This window comes from Streptomyces sp. NBC_00353 (assembly GCF_036108815.1).
GTDB lineage: Bacteria > Actinomycetota > Actinomycetes > Streptomycetales > Streptomycetaceae > Streptomyces.
In genome coordinates, this window is the sequence record NZ_CP107985.1 from 2,436,924 (window position 1) to 2,454,212 (window position 17,289).

Genomic DNA, 17,289 nt, shown 5'->3' on the forward strand with positions numbered 1-17,289 from the left:
CCGCAGCTCGGCCAGCTGGGTCAGCGGCTCACCACTGTTGGCGGTGATCTCCAGCCGGTAGTGCTGGTAGGCCGTGCTGTTGGTGAACTGGAACTGCCTGGTCTGGAACCGCGACGAGAAGGTCTCGCCGGTCCGGGTGTCGAGGGTCTTCCAGGTCTCGCCGTCCTCCGAGCCCTGCAGCTTCCAATCCTTCGGATCCCGTCCCGAGGAGTCGTTGGCGGAGGTCAACGCGTAGTTGACCACCGCGGCAGGCTTGTCCAGCTTCATGGTGACCCAGCCGGTCGGCGTACGGGCCAGCCATTTGGTGTCGTTCTTGCCGTCGAACAGCTTGTCCTTGGTCTCGTTCGGCGGGTTGTCCCCGTTGACCGCGCTCTCGACGACCTTCTCGGGGTCGGGGAGGCCCAGGGCAGGGCGGGTGCCGATCAGCCCGGTGAACCAGGAGGAGTCGGACTGGGCCCGGGCGGCGTCGTGGACGCCGACGAAGCCGCCGCCGTTGTTGATGTACGACTGGAACGCGGCTTCCTGCTCGGCGTTGAGCGTCACGCCGTCGGCCGACAGGAACACCACCCCTCGATACTTGGCGAGGTCGGCGGTGTTGAACACGCTCGCGTCCTCGGACTCGACGACCTTGAACCCGTTCTTCTCGCCGAGGTTCTCGATCGCCGCCGTGGCCTTGTTGACCGGGTCGTCCTGCTTGGCGGCCGGTCCGTGGAAGACCAGGACGTTCACCCGGGTTTCGGTGGCGGCGCCCTGGTCCTGGCTGACGCTTTCGACGGGCGGCTGCGCCTGTGCCTGCACGGCCGGCAGCCCGGACAGCCCCACCGTCAGTGCGGCGCTCGACAGCAGAACGACCGCGCGGCGCCAGGGCCACGCGTGACGAGTGGTCCGCGCAGGACGCGACGGCGGTGATCCGCTTCGTCTCGACAGGGCGAACCGGTCTCTCTTGCCCATGTGTGCTCCTTGACTCGATCCGGAAACGGAAGAGTGATCAGGGGATGGAGCGAGGGCTGCCGCAGGGGCCCCGCCCGGCATGCGCCGGGCGCGACGGCTTTCGGCGGGCGGTCACGCTGCCCGGGAAGGACGAGGTGCCGGAACAGGGAGGTCAGGTTCGCCTCCGGTCCTGGCGGGCGAGGACCGACCGGCGGCAGGTTGGTACACGCCCGTCAGGCCGTCAGGCAGGCCTGACGGGCGCGGCTTCGGGGGCGGAGCCCGCATCGGGACCCCGCCACTGCCTTCTAGTGATGGGGCATGCCGCCGGGGACCGTGCCGTCGGCCTCGGTTACGAGGAAGATCCCGGCCATGCCCATGTCCGCGTGGCTCTGGACGTGACAGTGGTACATCCAGGCACCTGCGCCGACCCGGGCACCCGCGATCACCTGGAACCCGAAGGAGTCCGCGGGGCCGACGGTCTTGGTGTCGATGACCCGGCTCACGTCCTGCGGACCCTGCAGGATCCCGGTGCGGTTGTCCACCCAGCGGTGGCCGTGCACATGGAAGGTGTGGAAGAAATCCCCGTGGGTGATGACGATGAACTCCACCCGCTCGCCGCGGACGGCCGTGAAGGTGGGGGTGTCGTGGTGGGCCTTGTTGTTGATCGTCATGTCGTTGAACACGACCGTGAACTGCTTGTCGGGCAGCACATCACCCTTGCGGCGCACGATCACGGGGCCGTACAAACCCTTCTTGAGGCCGCCCGTGCCGTGTTCGGTCCCCACGTTGTGATCGTGATAGTGCCAGTAGCCGGCGCTGCCGGCCTCCCACGTACCGTCGTGGTTCGGTCCCGGGGCGTGGGTGCGCCAGACATAAGTCCGCCGGCCGCCCGGCTCGACAACGCTGTCATTCATCTTGGTGCCGTCGCTCGCGACGTCGTAGTCCACGCCGTGCACATGCAGACTCGCGGCGACGGCCAGGTTGTTGACGACCTCGATGTGCATCGTGTCGCCCTCGGTCAGCTCGATGAGCGGGCCGGGAATCGACGCCTTACCGGGCTCCAGGCCGTAGCCCATTTCCCCGTTCGGCAGGTTCTCCATGTACAGCGTCAGCTCACGGACGGTCCCCTTGTCGTTTCCTTGACCGCTTCCTTCACCGGGCTTGTCCTTCGGGGCGGCCGCGGAGGCGCCGAGCACCGTGGGCACGACCGCCGCGGCGGCCGCGCCGGTGGCGAACGCTCGCCGGGAGAAGAAGCGTCTCGTGCCTGTGCCTGAGTCGGTCATCGCTCTCCAATCCTCGAAACGCGAAGGTGCCCGAAGGCGTTTCGTGGTCGTGGTGTGAGCCGCCGCCGACGGCGGCTGTCCCGTCACGGCGGTACGCGGTGGTGCGCCGGGCGTTCGGCCCCGCGAGGCAGGCGGGGCGGTCGTCGGACCGGACTCCGGTGGAGACGGTCCGACTTGGCCGGACCCCGGTGGAAGCAGTCCGGCTTGGCACGATGTGCGGGCTACAGCCGGGATCGGATCGGCTGGGCGAAGGGGATGCGCCTCGAGACCTGGACACCGTAGCGGGCACTCATCCAGTTTTTCCAGACTCAGGTCAAAGTTGGTTGGATTCCCGTCATAGGTCTTGGCGGATAGTCAAAAGACCCGCTAACTTCCCATCGTTGCCGCATGGTAAAGAGGTTGCGTGACCCCCGCCCTCGGGTTCGCGGTGCCGGCAGCCTCGCAGCGACAGGGGCGGATGCTGCCTGTGCGTGAGTGACGGCGGCCCCGCCGTCGTCGCGCGGGTGATCAACCGCAGCGCGGCACTCGCCCCGTTCCGTCCAGGGCGCCGGTCCGGTGAGCGGAGTACTCGCGTCTCGAACGCGCTCATCCCGGCGGCTGGTTGTCCATCCGGCGGGACCGCGAGTCCCTGCGCGGTGCCGCACAAGCGAATTCCCGAAAGGTGCAGCGGTGTTCAGAAGACTGCTCCATGCCCAGACGGATCCGCCCCCCTCAAGATCCGCGCTACGTGACCGATTCAGCGAGCATCCGGCGCTGATGGCGCTGATGGCCGTTGTCTTCACGGCTTTCGCATTGGCCGTTCCGGCCGCATACGCGGCGGTGAATCGCGCGGAGGAGACCGCAGCGACCCAGGTGCTCACCTGGACGGCCGGCAACGATTACATGAGCTACGCATCAGCTCCCGCCACCGCGGTGGCCGGCAAGGCGACCATCGTGTTCGAGAGCAGCGCCGCGACCGGCAACACGTCGGGGTTGTCGCACACCCTGACGTTCGACGCCTCGAACCCCGACTACAACAGCGACGTCAGCCTCAACATCCTGGCGAGCCCCTTCGATTCCGAGGGAGGCAGGCACACTGCCGAAGTCACCCTCACACCTGGCGTCTACCACTATTACTGCGCGATGCCGGGCCACCAGATGATGTCGGGTGAGCTCATCGTCACCACCGCGCCCGGCGACGACACCACTGCGCCGGATACGTCAGCGACGGTGTCGGGAACGAAGGACTCTGCCGGAAACTACGTCGGCAGCGCGAGCGTAACGCTGACCGCTTCGGACGCGGAGTCCGGTGTGGCCGGAATCGAGTACTCCCTCGACGGCACCTCATACAGCAACTACACAACGCCAGTTGAGATCAACAGCGTGGGCCGGCACACACTGACCTACCGAGCGACCGACAAAGCAGGCAACACCTCGCCCGCGAAAACGGTCGACTTCACCGTCGTAGCACCCGAACCACCGAAGGACACCACACCACCCGACACCTCCGCGACAGTGTCCGGAACCAAGGACTCCGCCGGAAACTACGTATCGAGCGCAACCGTCACAGTGACCGCTTCGGACGCCGAGTCCGGTGTGGCCGGAATCGAATACTCCCTCGACGGCGCCTCATACAGCAACTACACAACGCCAGTTGAGATCAACAGCGTGGGCCGGCACACACTGACCTACCGAGCGACCGACAAAGCAGGCAACACCTCGCCCGCGAAAACGGTCGACTTCACCGTCGTAGCACCCGAACCACCGAAGGACACCACACCACCCGACACCTCCGCGACAGTGTCCGGAACCAAGGACTCCGCCGGAAACTACGTATCGAGCGCAACCGTCACAGTGACCGCTTCGGACGCCGAGTCCGGTGTGGCCGGAATCGAATACTCCCTCGACGGCACCTCATACAGCAACTACACAACGCCAGTTGAGATCAACAGCGTGGGCCGGCACACACTGACCTACCGAGCGACCGACAAAGCAGGCAACACCTCGCCCGCGAAAACGGTCGACTTCACCGTCGTAGCACCCGAACCACCGAAGGACACCACACCACCCGACACCTCCGCGACAGTGTCCGGAACCAAGGACTCCGCCGGAAACTACGTATCGAGCGCAACCGTCACAGTGACCGCTTCGGACGCCGAGTCCGGTGTGGCCGGAATCGAATACTCCCTCGACGGCGCCTCATACAGTAATTACACAGCGCCAGTTGCGGTGAGGAACGTGGGCCGGCACACGCTGACCTACCGAGCAACCGACAAAGCAGGCAACACCTCGTCGGCGAAATCGGTCGACTTCACCGTGGTGACGGCTCCGCCCGAGGACAGGACGCCGCCGCAGGTGTCGGCTTCCGTCTCCGGCACGAAGAACGACTCCGGTGACTACGTCGGCAGTGCGACGGTGACGGTGACGGCCTCGGACACGGGGTCGGGTGTGGCCGGGATCGAGTACTCCCTCGACGGCGGCCCCTACCTGCAGTACTCCGCACCGGTGGTGATCGACAGAGCCGGGAGCCACACCTTGCTCTACCGGGCCACCGACAAGGCCGGCAACACGGCCACGTCGCAGTCGCTGTCCCTCACCATCGCCGACAGTAAGCCGCCGACCAACTGTCCTGAAAGGGACGACCGCTCCACCGTGTTCCTCGGCTCGATCAACACCGGTGTCCCGAACCGCGTCACGACCAACGGCTGCACGGTCAACGAGCTGATCGAGGATCACCGGGCCTGGAACAACCATGGCGCGTTCGTCTCGCACGTCGGGGAGATCGTCACGACGCTGCGCAAGGAAGGGGTCCTCGACCAGCGGGAGGCCGCCCTGATCAAGAAGGCGGCCGGCCAGTCCGACGTCGGCATGCCGCACCACGGTACCGCCGGTCGCTGAGTCACGGCCGGGCGGTGACGCCGCCTGAGCCGTGTGCCTCGGCCGGCTGCGGCAGCGGCCTGCCGAGCGAACCGGACAGCGCACCAAAACCGATGGGGTGGAGAGCTGGACGGCTCCACCCCATCGGGCATGGCCGCCCTCTGCAGGAACCTGGGCGGTAGCGAGACTGTGCTGCTTCGAACCAGCTTTGTCCATCTCCTGATGAGTGTCCTGTTACTCGGTGCACAAGTTTCTTTTGCCGTCGACGGCACGGTGCTACGGTCCGGTGGAAGTCGCGCCCCCAAGCACCGGGCATGCGAACGGCTTTGACCACGACGGGGGCGGCGTGAGGAGTACGACGGTTCGACCGGCCAATATGCATCAGGCCCGGCTGCTCCGCCTCCTGCGCGACCACGGCCCACAGTCCCGGGTCGCCCTGGGGGACCTGGTCGAGCTGTCGCGCTCCACACTGGCGTTCGAGATCGACCGGCTGCTGGAAACCGGTCTGGTCGTCCCGGACGGCCTCGCCGCTTCCCGCGGCGGCCGCCGCTCGCACAACGTCCGGGTCTCCCCGTCGCTGCGGTTCCTCGGCGTGGACATCGGCGCCACCTCCGTGGATGTCGCGGTCACCAACGCCGAGTTGGAGGTCCTCGGCCACGTGGCCGAGCCGCTGGACGTGCGCGACGGCCCGGTCGCGGTCGTCGAGCGGGTACTGGCTTTGGTCGGCAAGCTGCGCGAGACGGGGTTGGCGGAACAATTCGACGGCGCCGGGATCGGCGTTCCGGGACCCGTCCGGTTCCCCGAGGGTGTCCCCGTCGCGCCGCCGATCATGCCCGGGTGGAACGGCTTCCCCGTCCGCGAGGCGATGAGCCAGGAGCTCGGTTGCCCCGTCCTCGTCGACAACGACGTGAACCTGATGGCCCTGGGCGAGCAGCAGGCCGGCGTCGCCCGGTCCGTACGTGACTTCTTGTGCGTGAAGCTCGGGACCGGTATCGGCTGCGGCATCGTCGTCGGCGGCGAGGTCCACCGCGGTATCACCGGCAGTGCCGGCGACATCGGCCACATCCAGGTGGACCCGGACGGGCCGCGGTGCGCCTGCGGCAACACCGGTTGCCTGGAGGCGTACTTCGGCGGGAACGCCCTCGTACGCGACGCGACCACGTTCGCCCAGTCCGGCCGCTCGACGGAGCTCGCCGGACGGCTCGAATCGGCCGGGAGGCTGACTCCCGAGGACGTGTCGGCCGCCGCGGGCGCCGGGGACGCCACGGCCCTGGATCTGATCCGCTGGGGAGGAAGACGTACCGGTCAGGTCATCGCCGGCCTGGTCAGCTTCTTCAACCCCGGCCTGGTGGTCATCGGGGGAGGGCTCACCGGACTGGGCCACAACCTCCTGGCGAGCATCCGCACCCAGGTCTACCGTCAGTCGCTGCCGTTGGCGACCGGCAACCTGCCGATCGTGCTCGGCGAGCTCGGCCAGGTCGCCGGCGTCGTCGGCGCCACCCGGTTGATCAGCGACCACATCTTCTCACCGGCCTGACGCTTCGAAAGGTCATCAGGCCAGTACGGCTCCGGCCGGGGCGACGTCTGTACCGCCCTGCCGGTCCGAGCTCTCCCGGCAAGGACGCGGTCTTGCTGCGCCACGGAACCGTACCGTGCGAGGCCGTGAGCGCCGGCGCCTGGCGTGGCATGAACAGCAGCGCGATCACGGCGACGGCGCAGCAGCCGACGATGTACCAGCTGATCCCTGTGCGGGAGCCGGTGTGCTCGACGATCGCCGCCGCGATGAGCGGCGCCGGTCCACCCGCTATCACCGAGGCGAGCTGATTTCCGAGCCCGGCACCGCTGCAGCGCTCGTCACCCCATTCCAATCTGCTTCGCCGACACCCGCGGCTCAGGTCGAGATCGTGCAGAACATCGGCCGGGCGCTCCGCCTGAACCTGGCATCCCGCCATGATCGGCTCCGGGCGGCGAGAGCGGATCGACTACGCGCCGTCCCTTACTCGAGCAGGGCCTCGGCGACGCGCTCGACGGCGCGTGGCCTTCACCACAATTTACTCATTAAGGACAGATAAGCCCATATAAATGGTTTTATAACTAGCTGCACTCCCTCGGCATCCAGCTCCAGGGATTCAACGACCAGTGACAAGGGAGAAGCGTTTGATCACGACACGTATAGGACGCACCCGGCTGGTGGCTGCGGTCGGTGTACTCGGCGGTGTGGTCTCACTCACGGCCCTCGGCGGTACCAGCAACGCTGCTACCAGCGGTGACGACGTCGGGAATCACCCGAAACCGCAGGCGCGGGCGGAGCAGGCGGCCAGCCAGGAGGCTTCCGACGCCCGAATAAAGATCACGCCCAAACAAGGTGCCTACGACGTCGAGATCAACGACTCCGTCAAGGTCACCGTCAGCAACGGCAAGCTCACCAAGGTGACCATGACCGCCGTCGCGACCGGCGTCGAGGTTCCGGGCACCCTGTCCGCCGACGGCACATCCTGGAAGCCGAACGGCCGACTGGAGCGGGCCACCAGGTATCAGGTCGCCGCGGAGGCCAAGGACGCCAAGGGCCGCTCCGTCACCGGGAACGCCACGATCACCACGCTCTCCCCGGCCAATAACTTCATCGGGCATCTCTCCCCCGAGGACGGCTCGACCGTCGGCGTGGGCATGCCGGTGACGGTCAACTTCGGCAAGGCGATCAGCGACAAGGCCGCCATGGAGTCGAAGATCCACGTCAGCTCCAGCAGCGGCCAGCAGGTCGTCGGCCACTGGTTCAACGACGACCGCCTGGACTTCCGCCCCAAGAACCACTGGAAGCCCGGCTCCACCGTCACCGTCACGCTCAACCTCAACGGCACCCAGAAGACGGTCACGTTCAAGATCGGCCGGAGCCAGGTCAGCACGGTCGACGCCAAGACGAAGCAGATGACCGTCGTACGGGACGGCAAGACGATCAAGACCATCCCGATCTCGTCCGGCAGCACCGAGCACCCGACGTACAACGGTCAGATGGTCATCTCCGAGAAGTTCAGGCAGGTCCACATGAACGGTGCGACCGTCGGCCTCACGAAGAAGGACGGCAAGCCCTCCTACGACATCGAGGCCGTACCGCACGCCATGCGCCTGACCGCCTCGGGCACCTTCATCCACGGCAACTACTGGGGTGCCGACGCGCTCTTCGGCAAGGTCAACACCAGCCACGGCTGCGTGGGCCTGAAGGACGTCAAGGGCGGTGGCGACGGCAAGCAGCCCGCCGCGTGGTTCTTCGACAACTCGATGATCGGTGACGTCGTGATCGTCAAGAACTCCGAAGACAAGACCACGCTGGCCCCCGACAACGGCCTCAGCGACTGGAACATGCCGTGGAGCGAGTGGGTGGCGGGCAGCGCGACCGGCTGACGCCACGTCACTCCCCAGGCATCTGAACCTGAATCCCTTCCGCCAGGCGGCGGGCGACACCGTGTCGCCCGCCGCCTGCGGCGTCAGAGCGCTCGAGCAGCCCTCGCCGCGTGTGGGACCGCGGTTGCGTCACGTCGCCCGACAGGCGACCGATACCGGCGGACCGGAGGACTGTTCGACACCGGTACTGTGCGCCCATCGCCCGCCGGTCCCGCCTGGTACTGCGATGGAAGAGGCTGATCGCGAACAGCGCGATGTTCAAGTTCCCCGGGGCCACAGGTCATGCGCGGCGTCGTCCATCATGTCCTCCCTCCACGGCGCATCCTGCGGTCCGGCCGCCAGGCGGCCAGGGCAGTTCCCGGCTGCCGCCTTCAGGGTCGTGGCGGGGGCCGGCGAAGACCCGGCCGACATGGCAAACCAGCCCCATCCGCTGGGATGCAGTAGACGTTTCCACCGTCGTCTCCCACAACCTCCCCTGCCAGAAGCGGACTTGTTGCCGTCACATCAGTAACACGACGGACACACAGCACCGTTGACGCGTTTCAGTGCTGACCTTAGGCTCGCTCGCCAAAGGTTCCGGCCAGGGTTCGCACACATGGTCCCGTTCCTGACATGTATGCGACCGTCCATCGTCCCTGCGATGGCGGGCAGGGCGCTGCCGCTCGACCGGAAACGCCGTTCCGCTACGTATCGACGACTCGGGAGAGCATGTGAACAGACGTCGCGCGCCCGGCTGGGCCGCCTCGGCACTCGTCACGACTCTGGCGCTGACCGGCGCACTCGCCGGCCCCGCCGTCGCGTCACCGGGCGCCGCTTCCGCTCAGACCCCGACCACGGCGGCCGCCACCGCGACCGACGGCATCACGCACGAGCAGAACGACCGTGTCCCAAAGGGCTCGGTCTGGACCCAGCACTACTTCCCGTCCTCGGACGGCTCCGGTACCGAACTGCACGGCGACCTGCTGATGCCCGAAGGCGTGCCCGCCGGGCAGAAGGTGCCGGTCATCCTCTCCATCGGCCCGTACTTCGGGCACATGGGCCAGACGAACCCCGAGGGCTGGACCCACACCGGTCCCTCGAGTCGCTTCCAGGACTTCATCGAGGGCAGCGACCTCTTCGCCCACGGCTACGCGTTCCTCATGGTCGACCTGCGCGGCTTCGGCGGCTCGACCGGCTGCCTCGACTGGGGCGGTCCCGGTGAGCAGGCCGACGTGAAGGCCGCGATCAACTGGGCCGCGAGCCGGCCGTGGTCGACCGGCGCGGTGGGCATGTACGGCAAGTCCTACGACGCCGTCACCGGCCTCATCGGAAACGACCTGAAGCAGTCCGCGCTGAAGGCCGTTGTCGCCGGGGAACCCCTCTGGGACATGTATCAGTACATCTACTCCAACGGCGTCCCCCGCCCGAATGTGACCGGAACCGCGAATGCCTACAACGGCATTGCCACGATGGCCCCGCTGTCGGACGACGACGGGCACTATCAGGCCAACGCCCGGTACGAGGACGACCACCCCGGGTGCCTGACCGAGAACTCGGCCGGCTACCGGATATCCGACCGGAACGACCCGTTCTGGACCTCCCGTGACCTGGCCAAGATGGCTCGGGGCACCAACACGCCGCTCTTCGTCACCCAGGGCTTCATCGAGAACAACACCAAGCCCGAGGAGATGCAGGAGTACCTCACCAACCACACCGGCCCGGAGCGCGGTTGGGTCGGCCAGTGGGACCACGTGCGTGGTGGCGACCGGGTGAGCGACGGTCGCCTGGCCATGGGTCGCGAGGGCTGGTACGACGAGGCGCTGTCCTTCTACGACCAGTACCTCAAGGGAGTTCAGCCCTCGGTCGACTACCCGACGTACTCCGTCGAGGACTCCACCGGTCACTGGCGGGCCCAGGACACCTGGCCGGTGGTGGAGCGCGACGTCACCCTCCCGCTGGGTAGGGGCAGTTACCTCGACGACGGCGGTGCCTCCGCCCGCGCCGGCCTTGCCGCAGCCGGCACACCGGCGCCCAAGGCGGTGCAGCCGTCGGGCAACTGGGACATGGAGAAGGCGCCGGCGACCGAGCAGCCGGTGCCCAAGGGGCTGGCCAAGGGGATCGCGAAGAGGCAGCAGGCCGGTGAGGTCGGCTCCAGCTTCTTCGTCTGGTCGCAGCCACTCGCCCAGGACGTACGGGTGACCGCCACACCGAACATCTCGCTGACCGCGAAGGGCGAGGGCAACGTCATGCTCAAGCTCTACGACGTCGGCCCGGACGGCAAGGCCGTGATGTTCGACGAGCAGGTCTCCCTGCTGAAGGCGGGCCGGATGAGCGTCGACCTCAAGGCGACCGACTGGACGCTGGCGGCCGGGCATGTCCTGGCCGTGGAGATCGGCTCGATCCAGACCGGGTCGTGGCGTGACATCCCATCGGGTCGGACCATCAATGTCTCGGGCGCCGTGCTGAGGCTGTCCCTGGACAACCCGTCCGACGACGTGGCCGGCCAGGGAGACCGCTCACCGTATCTGGACACCTACCTGCGCCAGTACACGGTGGACCTGCCGGCCGGTCCGGCATCCTTCACCGTGACGCCCGGCGGCCACATCTGATCCCACGCCCACAGGTCGGCGCCGGCCGGCACGGCTCCGGGCCCCGCTCCGGAGCACCGTCCGGCACCGACCCCGGCACCGGGCGACGTCTCCCCCGATCAGTGCCGCGTTGTCCTGATCATGTGCGGCAGGGGGAGTTGACTGACGACGAGTGGGCGGTGCCAGAGCCTCTGCTGAATTCTCCGGATGCGTCGTAGCCCGTCAGCATCGTGGTGGGGAATGGCGCGTGCGCACGCCATTCGGCAGGCAGAACGGGCTCGCCTTCGTCCACGACTCCGGAAAACACAAAGTGCTGGTTGAGACGAGTCTCAACCAGCACGTGGCGACAACCCGTAGGTTGCCGTTCGGTGGGTCGTTCACGAATTCCCTTGACCAGGCACAACAGAGCCAATTGATGTTGAGGTTCCCGCGAGTCGCAAGATCACTCCCCGAGAGTATGCACGCGCAATTATTTTGATTGGATGCGCATCCTCCCAGCAGCCGCAGCCTGCCGATGGCCAGGTTCCGCAAAGCGGCCATCGCCCGCAGCGCGCTGCCGGTGTGGACGGTGGAGGCGTGCCTAGTGCCCGCGCGCGTATCCGCCCAGGTCCGCTGGCCGCTGCCGTACTTCCCCGAGAACGACCAGACCCCTCCGAGCGCGCGCGGCGCCGCGGTGGACGACGCGTGGAGGCCCCGCACGGCCTTCGTCCGGAGAATGGGAGCCGCGGCGGCAGACCACGGCCCGGACTACGATCCGCTTCTCGCCGCTCTTGAGGACCTCGTCGCGATCAAGAAGGCCGCCGATGAGCAGATTCGGCTGCTCCTGGCCTACGGCCGGGTCTACGTCACTCCGCGCCCGCATACATTGGAAACCCTCGGTCAGGCTGCCAGCCTCACGCCCTCCGGCGTCAGCCGCGCCTTCGGCGCCAAGGAGATCCTCGCAGTCGGGGACCTAACCGGCCAGCGCCCCACCGCAGTCGAGATCAACGATCACCACCCCGATCTCTTCCCCGGTGATGACAGCCGACGGCGGTGCACCTGGGGAGGCAGCAAGAACAACCCCTGCACCGACGAACCCAAGTACGCCGTCACCGACAAGTACGGCACCAGGTGGGCCTGCTGTGACAGCCACCTGCCCGGCTACCTCCGCTCCCGCCCCCGCACCTGAGCCGAACAGGCACTCCCCGTAGGCCCTGCACTGCCGAAGCTGCCGCCGCGATGACCCGGATTCCCGGGGCACCCGCCGCTCAGGCCGCGGGGCAGGGCTCGCCGAGGCCAGCGGCGTCTTCGCGCTGGGGGGCGCTGTCTTCGCGTTCACGGCCTGGGACACGCCCTTCGGCGCCGCCCCAGCCTGATGGACCGGATCGCGCAGGGCGAACCTGGACGAGAGCTGCGGGGCGATGTCGGATACTTTCCTCACGCTGAATTCCCGGCTGACCGGGAACGTGTGCGAACGGGGGCATGGATGCGCCGTCAGGCACTTGTGGTCGGTGTCGAAGGCGACGCCGGGAGTCCCGCGGACGAGGCGCCCCCGAAGCGGCAGCCGCTTGAGTACGCGGTGCCGTACGCACGGCGCTTGCGCGAGGTGCTCGGGAAGCAGTACACGTACCTCCTCTTGGAGTCAGATCCCGACCCCGCCTCCACCTCAGCCGCGCTCGGTGACGCTCTGACGAAAGCGGTCACCTCGGACACCGACTTCACGATCATCCATCTACTCGCGCACGGGGAGCCCACCCGAAACGGCCACGGTCTACAAGCGGTCGGCGGGGACGGGCGATTCACCGAGACATTGGCCCGCTGGGTCGACATGGCCGAGAACCGGAACACGGACGGGGTAAGAGAGCCATGCGTCCTGCTGGTCCTCGACCTTTGTCACTCCGGTGCCGTGGTGACCGAGCATCTGCGATCGCTGGTCCGCCCGGAGCGCCGTCGCGTATGGGTGTTGGCCGCCTGCCACTCCGACGGGTCCGCTTACGACGGCCGGCTCACCCTCGCCGTCGAAGAAGTACTCCGCGGCTTCGCCTCCGGCGTTTTGAAGCTCGACGAGTCTCTGCCGTACATACCGATCGACCGCTTCTGCCGCGAGGTCGCCCGCAGCGTCGAGGCGCAGGGGGCGGATTCATATCCACAGACGGTGGAACGCCCACTCGCCGCTCTCGGAGACGACCTGTCGCATCTCCGTTTCTTCCCCAACCCGCGATACGACTCGAACAGCCTGCGCAGCCGCGGGGGCTTGGACGCCGCGGCGTCCACGATCTTGGACGAGGTGGCCGACTCGCGTCACTTCGTGAGCCGGGCCCACGGCGCCGACAGCGCTTTCGGGGACGGCTGTGTGCCGACCTTCAGCGGCCGCAGTGACGAACTGCGCAAGCTTGCAATGTGGTTGGAAGGATCGGGATCATCCCTGCGCGTCGTCACAGGAGTGCCCGGCGTCGGCAAGTCCTCGTTGGTCGGCCTCCTCGCCTGCGCCGCCCATCCGGAACTTCGCGAGGTCACGGAATCGGTGTGGAGGCCATCGGGCGGCGACCTGCCCGGGGCAGTCAAAGGGCTCGCCGTCGTACACGCGCGGCGGAGGACCCTCGCTGAAATCCTCTCGTCCCTCGCAGCTCAATGGGACTTGGATTCACCGCCCCGTGGAAGCACGTGGACCGCAGACCGGTTGGTGGCCGCACTCCGCACGAGGGTCGAACCTGCGCATCTGATCGTGGACGCCGTGGACGAGGCCGAGCACCCGGCCGATCTCGTCACCGCTCTACTGTTGCCCCTGGCATCCACGCAACGAGCCGACATGAAACCGCTGTGTCGGGTTCTGGTCGCGACCCGTCCCGAGGAGGGACTTCGACACCTTCTCGACACCGCCGATGCGCACGGCGGTCTCATCGACTTGGACCATGTCCCCGCCGAACGGCTGCGAAAGGACCTGGTGAACTTCGTTGGCCGTGTGCTGCGCCCCACGGGCCTCGGCGCATCCGCATGGTGCTCGCTCCCGGTGGCCGAAAGCCTGGGCAGTGCAATGGCCGACATCCTTGTGAGCGGCACGCGGGAGTGGGGCGAGTTCCTCGTCGCCGCGCTCTATCTCCGCCACCTCCGACAGCAGAAGACCGCGCCGACCACCACCGCCGAAGCCGAAGCCATGGGAAGGGACGTGCCCCGCAGCCTCGACGCGGTCCTTGACCTAGACCCGGGAATCCTCGCCCGACCGGGTCTGCACAAGTTTCTGGCCGCGCTGGCGTGGGCCGAAGGATCCGGCATGCCGGAGGAACTCCTCGCCCGAATCGCGGGCATCGCGCCGGCCTCGGGTGGGGAACGGCAGCCGGACTCCTCGGAGCTCCTCCAGGTCGCACGCTTCTACATACGTCGAAACGTCGACCGCGACGGCACACCGCTGTACCGCCTCTTTCACCAAGGACTCGCCGATCGACTACGCGAGCGGCCCATCCTGGACGCGGTCACGGTCTGGGAGCGCCTTCTCGCAGCAGTACGCAAGAGCGATACGGGTAAGCGGCGTTGGGTCAGCGCCGAGCCGTACCTGCTCCGCCACGCCGCGCGCCACGGCGCGTTGGCGGGCAGGCTCGGCGAGTTGCTCGAGGACTCCGAGTTCCTGGTCCACGCAGATCCGGCTCCCCTGACGGACGAGCTCTACCACAGCGAGCGGAGTCCTCTGGGCGCGGTTTACCTGACATCGTACGAAACCCATCACGACCGGTCGCCCGATCAGCGACGCAACGTGCTGGCCGTCGACGCGGCACGGCACCAGCAGTGGCAACTGGCCGCTGAACTCTCGCAGGACACGCCCTGGCGAATTCGCTGGACCGCTGGCCGTGACCTGCATCCCGGACTGTTGGCGACGCTCACGGGGCACCGAGGCGAGATCTCGGACCTCGCGACCCTCGTGGTCCGAGGACGCCCGCATGCTCTGACGGCCGGACAAGACGGCACCGCACGACTGTGGGACCTCAATTCGACCGAGACGACGCACGTACTGGACCACCACGGCTCGGCGGTGAACTGTGCCGTCGCCACGGAGACCGCAGGTGTCTTCCTTGCGGTAACGGGGTGCCACCGCGGCGTCCTGCGAGGATGGGACTTGACGACGGGGCGTTGCCTCTGGACGGCCCAAGGGCACCAAGGTCCGGTCCGATCGATGACAGTCGTGCCCTACGAGGGGGTACCGGCGATCGCCAGCGCCAGTGGAGACAAGGTCATTCGGTACTGGGACCCGGTGACCGGGGAGTTGCTGTCCACCACTCATCTCAAGGCGTACCGGATCTACGGCGACGTCTGGCAGCTCTCGCCTGTGAACGTCGCCGGTCACGGCATCTGTGTGGTCGCCTGCTACAGCGAGTGGCTGTCTGTTCTGACCGTCCACGGCGAAGAACTCGGCGATGGAGACCTGCCACTCGAATGGGCGGAGTGGCCCACTCGCGTGCGTTACTTCGAGCTCGGCCTCGGTCTCGAACCGGTCTCGGGCGACCACCGCGGCACGGTGTGGATCAGCGACGAGGTATTGGACGACGCGCACGCCGATGCCATCACCGATCTCGCCTTTGTGCGCCTGATGGATTCCGCCTATGTCGTCAGTGCAAGCGAGGACGGAACCGCGCGCCTGATCGAAGGAGGACCTCCTTGGCACTCGCGGCAGGTCTCCGTCCATCCCCCGAAGATCACTCGCGTGGCGGTCGTCCAGGGCCCGCACGATGCCCGACTCCTCACGGCCAGCGATGCTGGCACCGTCCGCATCTGGGACTTGACGGCAGACGCGGTGCGGCAAAGGTACGCCGGACACACCCACACGATCACCGCCTTGTCGGCGCTACCCGACGGCCGATTGGTATCGGCCAGCGACGACGGAACTCTGGTCTTGTGGAACACCGAGACGGGCGAACGACGACACACCACCCTGCTCTTCGAAGATGACGGTCACCCGATCCCCGACGCTGCCACCGGCATCGCGGTGCTGGAGGACCGCGAGCGACTCCGGATCGTCGCCTCGTGCCGCAACGGAGGTTTCGCTCTGTGGGACACGAGCGTGACGCAGGAGTACCTCGTGGAACGCATCGACGGCTCTTCGATCACGATCGAGGGCGTCCCGCACATCTCGTGGACCAGCGGTGGTCTGGCGCTCTTCGCCTCTGATCGCATTGGCGTCCCGCCCAGATGGTGGAGTCAAGGCAAGACGGACTCTTCAAACAGTCCGGAAGAAGAGCATGTCCTCATACCGACGGCCGGAGCCGTCACACGACTGGAAGCCTCGACCGCCTACGTCACCACGGAGGTCCGCTCGGGATCGGTTTGGTCGGTACGCCTGCAGGGAACGCCCTGGCCACGGCAGTTGATTCGACATCCCGTGAACGTAACTGTGATCGCCATGGTCGAGCTCGACGGGCGGCCTCACATCATCAGCGGTGACGAAGAAGGCGGACTCCGACTGACAGCATTCGACGCCGACCAAGGGCTCGATCTCGTCGGACACACACATGCGATCTTCGCCATCACGCCGGTCATGCTCCGCGGAAGACCTCACGCTCTTACCGGTAGCCGAGACCGCTCGATGCGGCTCTGGGACCTGACAACCGGCGAACAGCTCGACGCCTTCTGGTTTCCGGACAGCGTGCACGCCATCACAGTGGCGGAAGACGGCACCGTATTCGCAGGGGTGGGCCCGGACATCGTCAGCTTGGCCCCGGACGTCCGGCATCTCCCCCTGCGCCCATACACAGCCCTCGACCGAGGACGCGCGATCGGATGACGACATCGCCCCGTTCGACTGCCACAGCGCGGCCCCCTCTCTGAGCACCGCCGCCGTGACTGCGACGCACGCTCCATTTCCGGGGACGCCGCAGTGACGTCCTTTCTGACCTGCGTGACGCCGGCGGCCGAGGCGAGGGCTCAGCCGACTCCGCCAGGCTCTGGCCAGCATTCGGCGGACGGATGCTCACGAAGTGGCGACTTGGCCGAACGAACCGTGGAAGGTTCAACACGCTTCGACGCTCCGCTGGATGCTGCGACTCGGGGGCATCCACGAAGCAGGAACTTCGTCACGGCCGAAGCCAGCCCAAGGGAATGGCGTAGTGGTCCACCCGCCGCTGCGTGATCAACCCGCTTTGCGGCACCTGAGCTGGCACATCGTCCCTGTTTGAGGTCTCGCTTCTTGTCGCCTTTGTCGGTCGCGTCGTCTAGATTCACATGCAGTCGGGATAAACGGCGTCACACACGGCCGACCGACGTACGGCGATAGGTGGGGGCTGGGGTTG

Annotated in this window: 8 protein-coding genes and 1 pseudogene; 7 read left to right on the top strand and 2 right to left on the bottom strand. The window is 67.2% G+C overall.

Features of this window, described 5'->3' with window-relative positions; genetic code table 11:
* Positions 1 to 3: 3 nt before the first annotated feature.
* Positions 4 to 1,032: pseudogene (locus OHA88_RS44595) on the bottom strand (ThuA domain-containing protein); the annotation flags it as partial.
* 203 nt (positions 1,033 to 1,235) lie between these two features.
* Positions 1,236 to 2,213, bottom strand: a complete 978-nt coding sequence (locus OHA88_RS11340; RefSeq protein ID WP_328625389.1) for a multicopper oxidase domain-containing protein — start codon at positions 2,211 to 2,213, stop codon at positions 1,236 to 1,238.
* An 882-nt stretch (positions 2,214 to 3,095) separates the two neighbouring features.
* Between OHA88_RS11340 and OHA88_RS11345 the strand changes: the two genes are divergently transcribed.
* From OHA88_RS11345 to OHA88_RS11375, 7 genes are all read left to right on the top strand, one after another.
* Complete coding sequence (locus tag OHA88_RS11345) at positions 3,096 to 5,090, top strand: OmpL47-type beta-barrel domain-containing protein (protein ID WP_443044365.1); 1,995 nt, start codon at positions 3,096 to 3,098, stop codon at positions 5,088 to 5,090.
* A gap of 355 nt (positions 5,091 to 5,445) precedes the next feature.
* On the top strand, positions 5,446 to 6,606 hold the full coding sequence (locus tag OHA88_RS11350; protein WP_328629657.1) for an ROK family transcriptional regulator: 1,161 nt from the start codon (positions 5,446 to 5,448) through the stop codon (positions 6,604 to 6,606).
* 125 nt (positions 6,607 to 6,731) lie between these two features.
* Positions 6,732 to 6,893, top strand: coding sequence for a hypothetical protein (locus tag OHA88_RS11355; RefSeq protein WP_328625390.1), 162 nt, complete (start codon positions 6,732 to 6,734; stop codon positions 6,891 to 6,893).
* A 336-nt stretch (positions 6,894 to 7,229) separates the two neighbouring features.
* On the top strand, positions 7,230 to 8,468 hold the full coding sequence (locus OHA88_RS11360) for an Ig-like domain-containing protein (protein ID WP_443044366.1): 1,239 nt from the start codon (positions 7,230 to 7,232) through the stop codon (positions 8,466 to 8,468).
* A 710-nt stretch (positions 8,469 to 9,178) separates the two neighbouring features.
* Positions 9,179 to 11,056 carry a CocE/NonD family hydrolase gene (locus tag OHA88_RS11365; protein WP_328625392.1) on the top strand — a complete coding sequence of 626 codons (1,878 nt, stop codon included), beginning with the start codon at positions 9,179 to 9,181 and terminating at the stop codon, positions 11,054 to 11,056.
* Positions 11,057 to 11,549: 493 nt separating this feature from the next.
* Positions 11,550 to 12,203 (top strand): hypothetical protein, encoded by a 654-nt coding sequence (locus tag OHA88_RS11370; RefSeq protein WP_328625393.1) that lies wholly within the window; start codon positions 11,550 to 11,552, stop codon positions 12,201 to 12,203.
* A 297-nt stretch (positions 12,204 to 12,500) separates the two neighbouring features.
* Complete coding sequence (locus tag OHA88_RS11375; protein WP_328625394.1) at positions 12,501 to 16,784, top strand: AAA family ATPase; 4,284 nt, start codon at positions 12,501 to 12,503, stop codon at positions 16,782 to 16,784.
* The last annotated feature ends 505 nt before the right edge of the window (positions 16,785 to 17,289 follow it).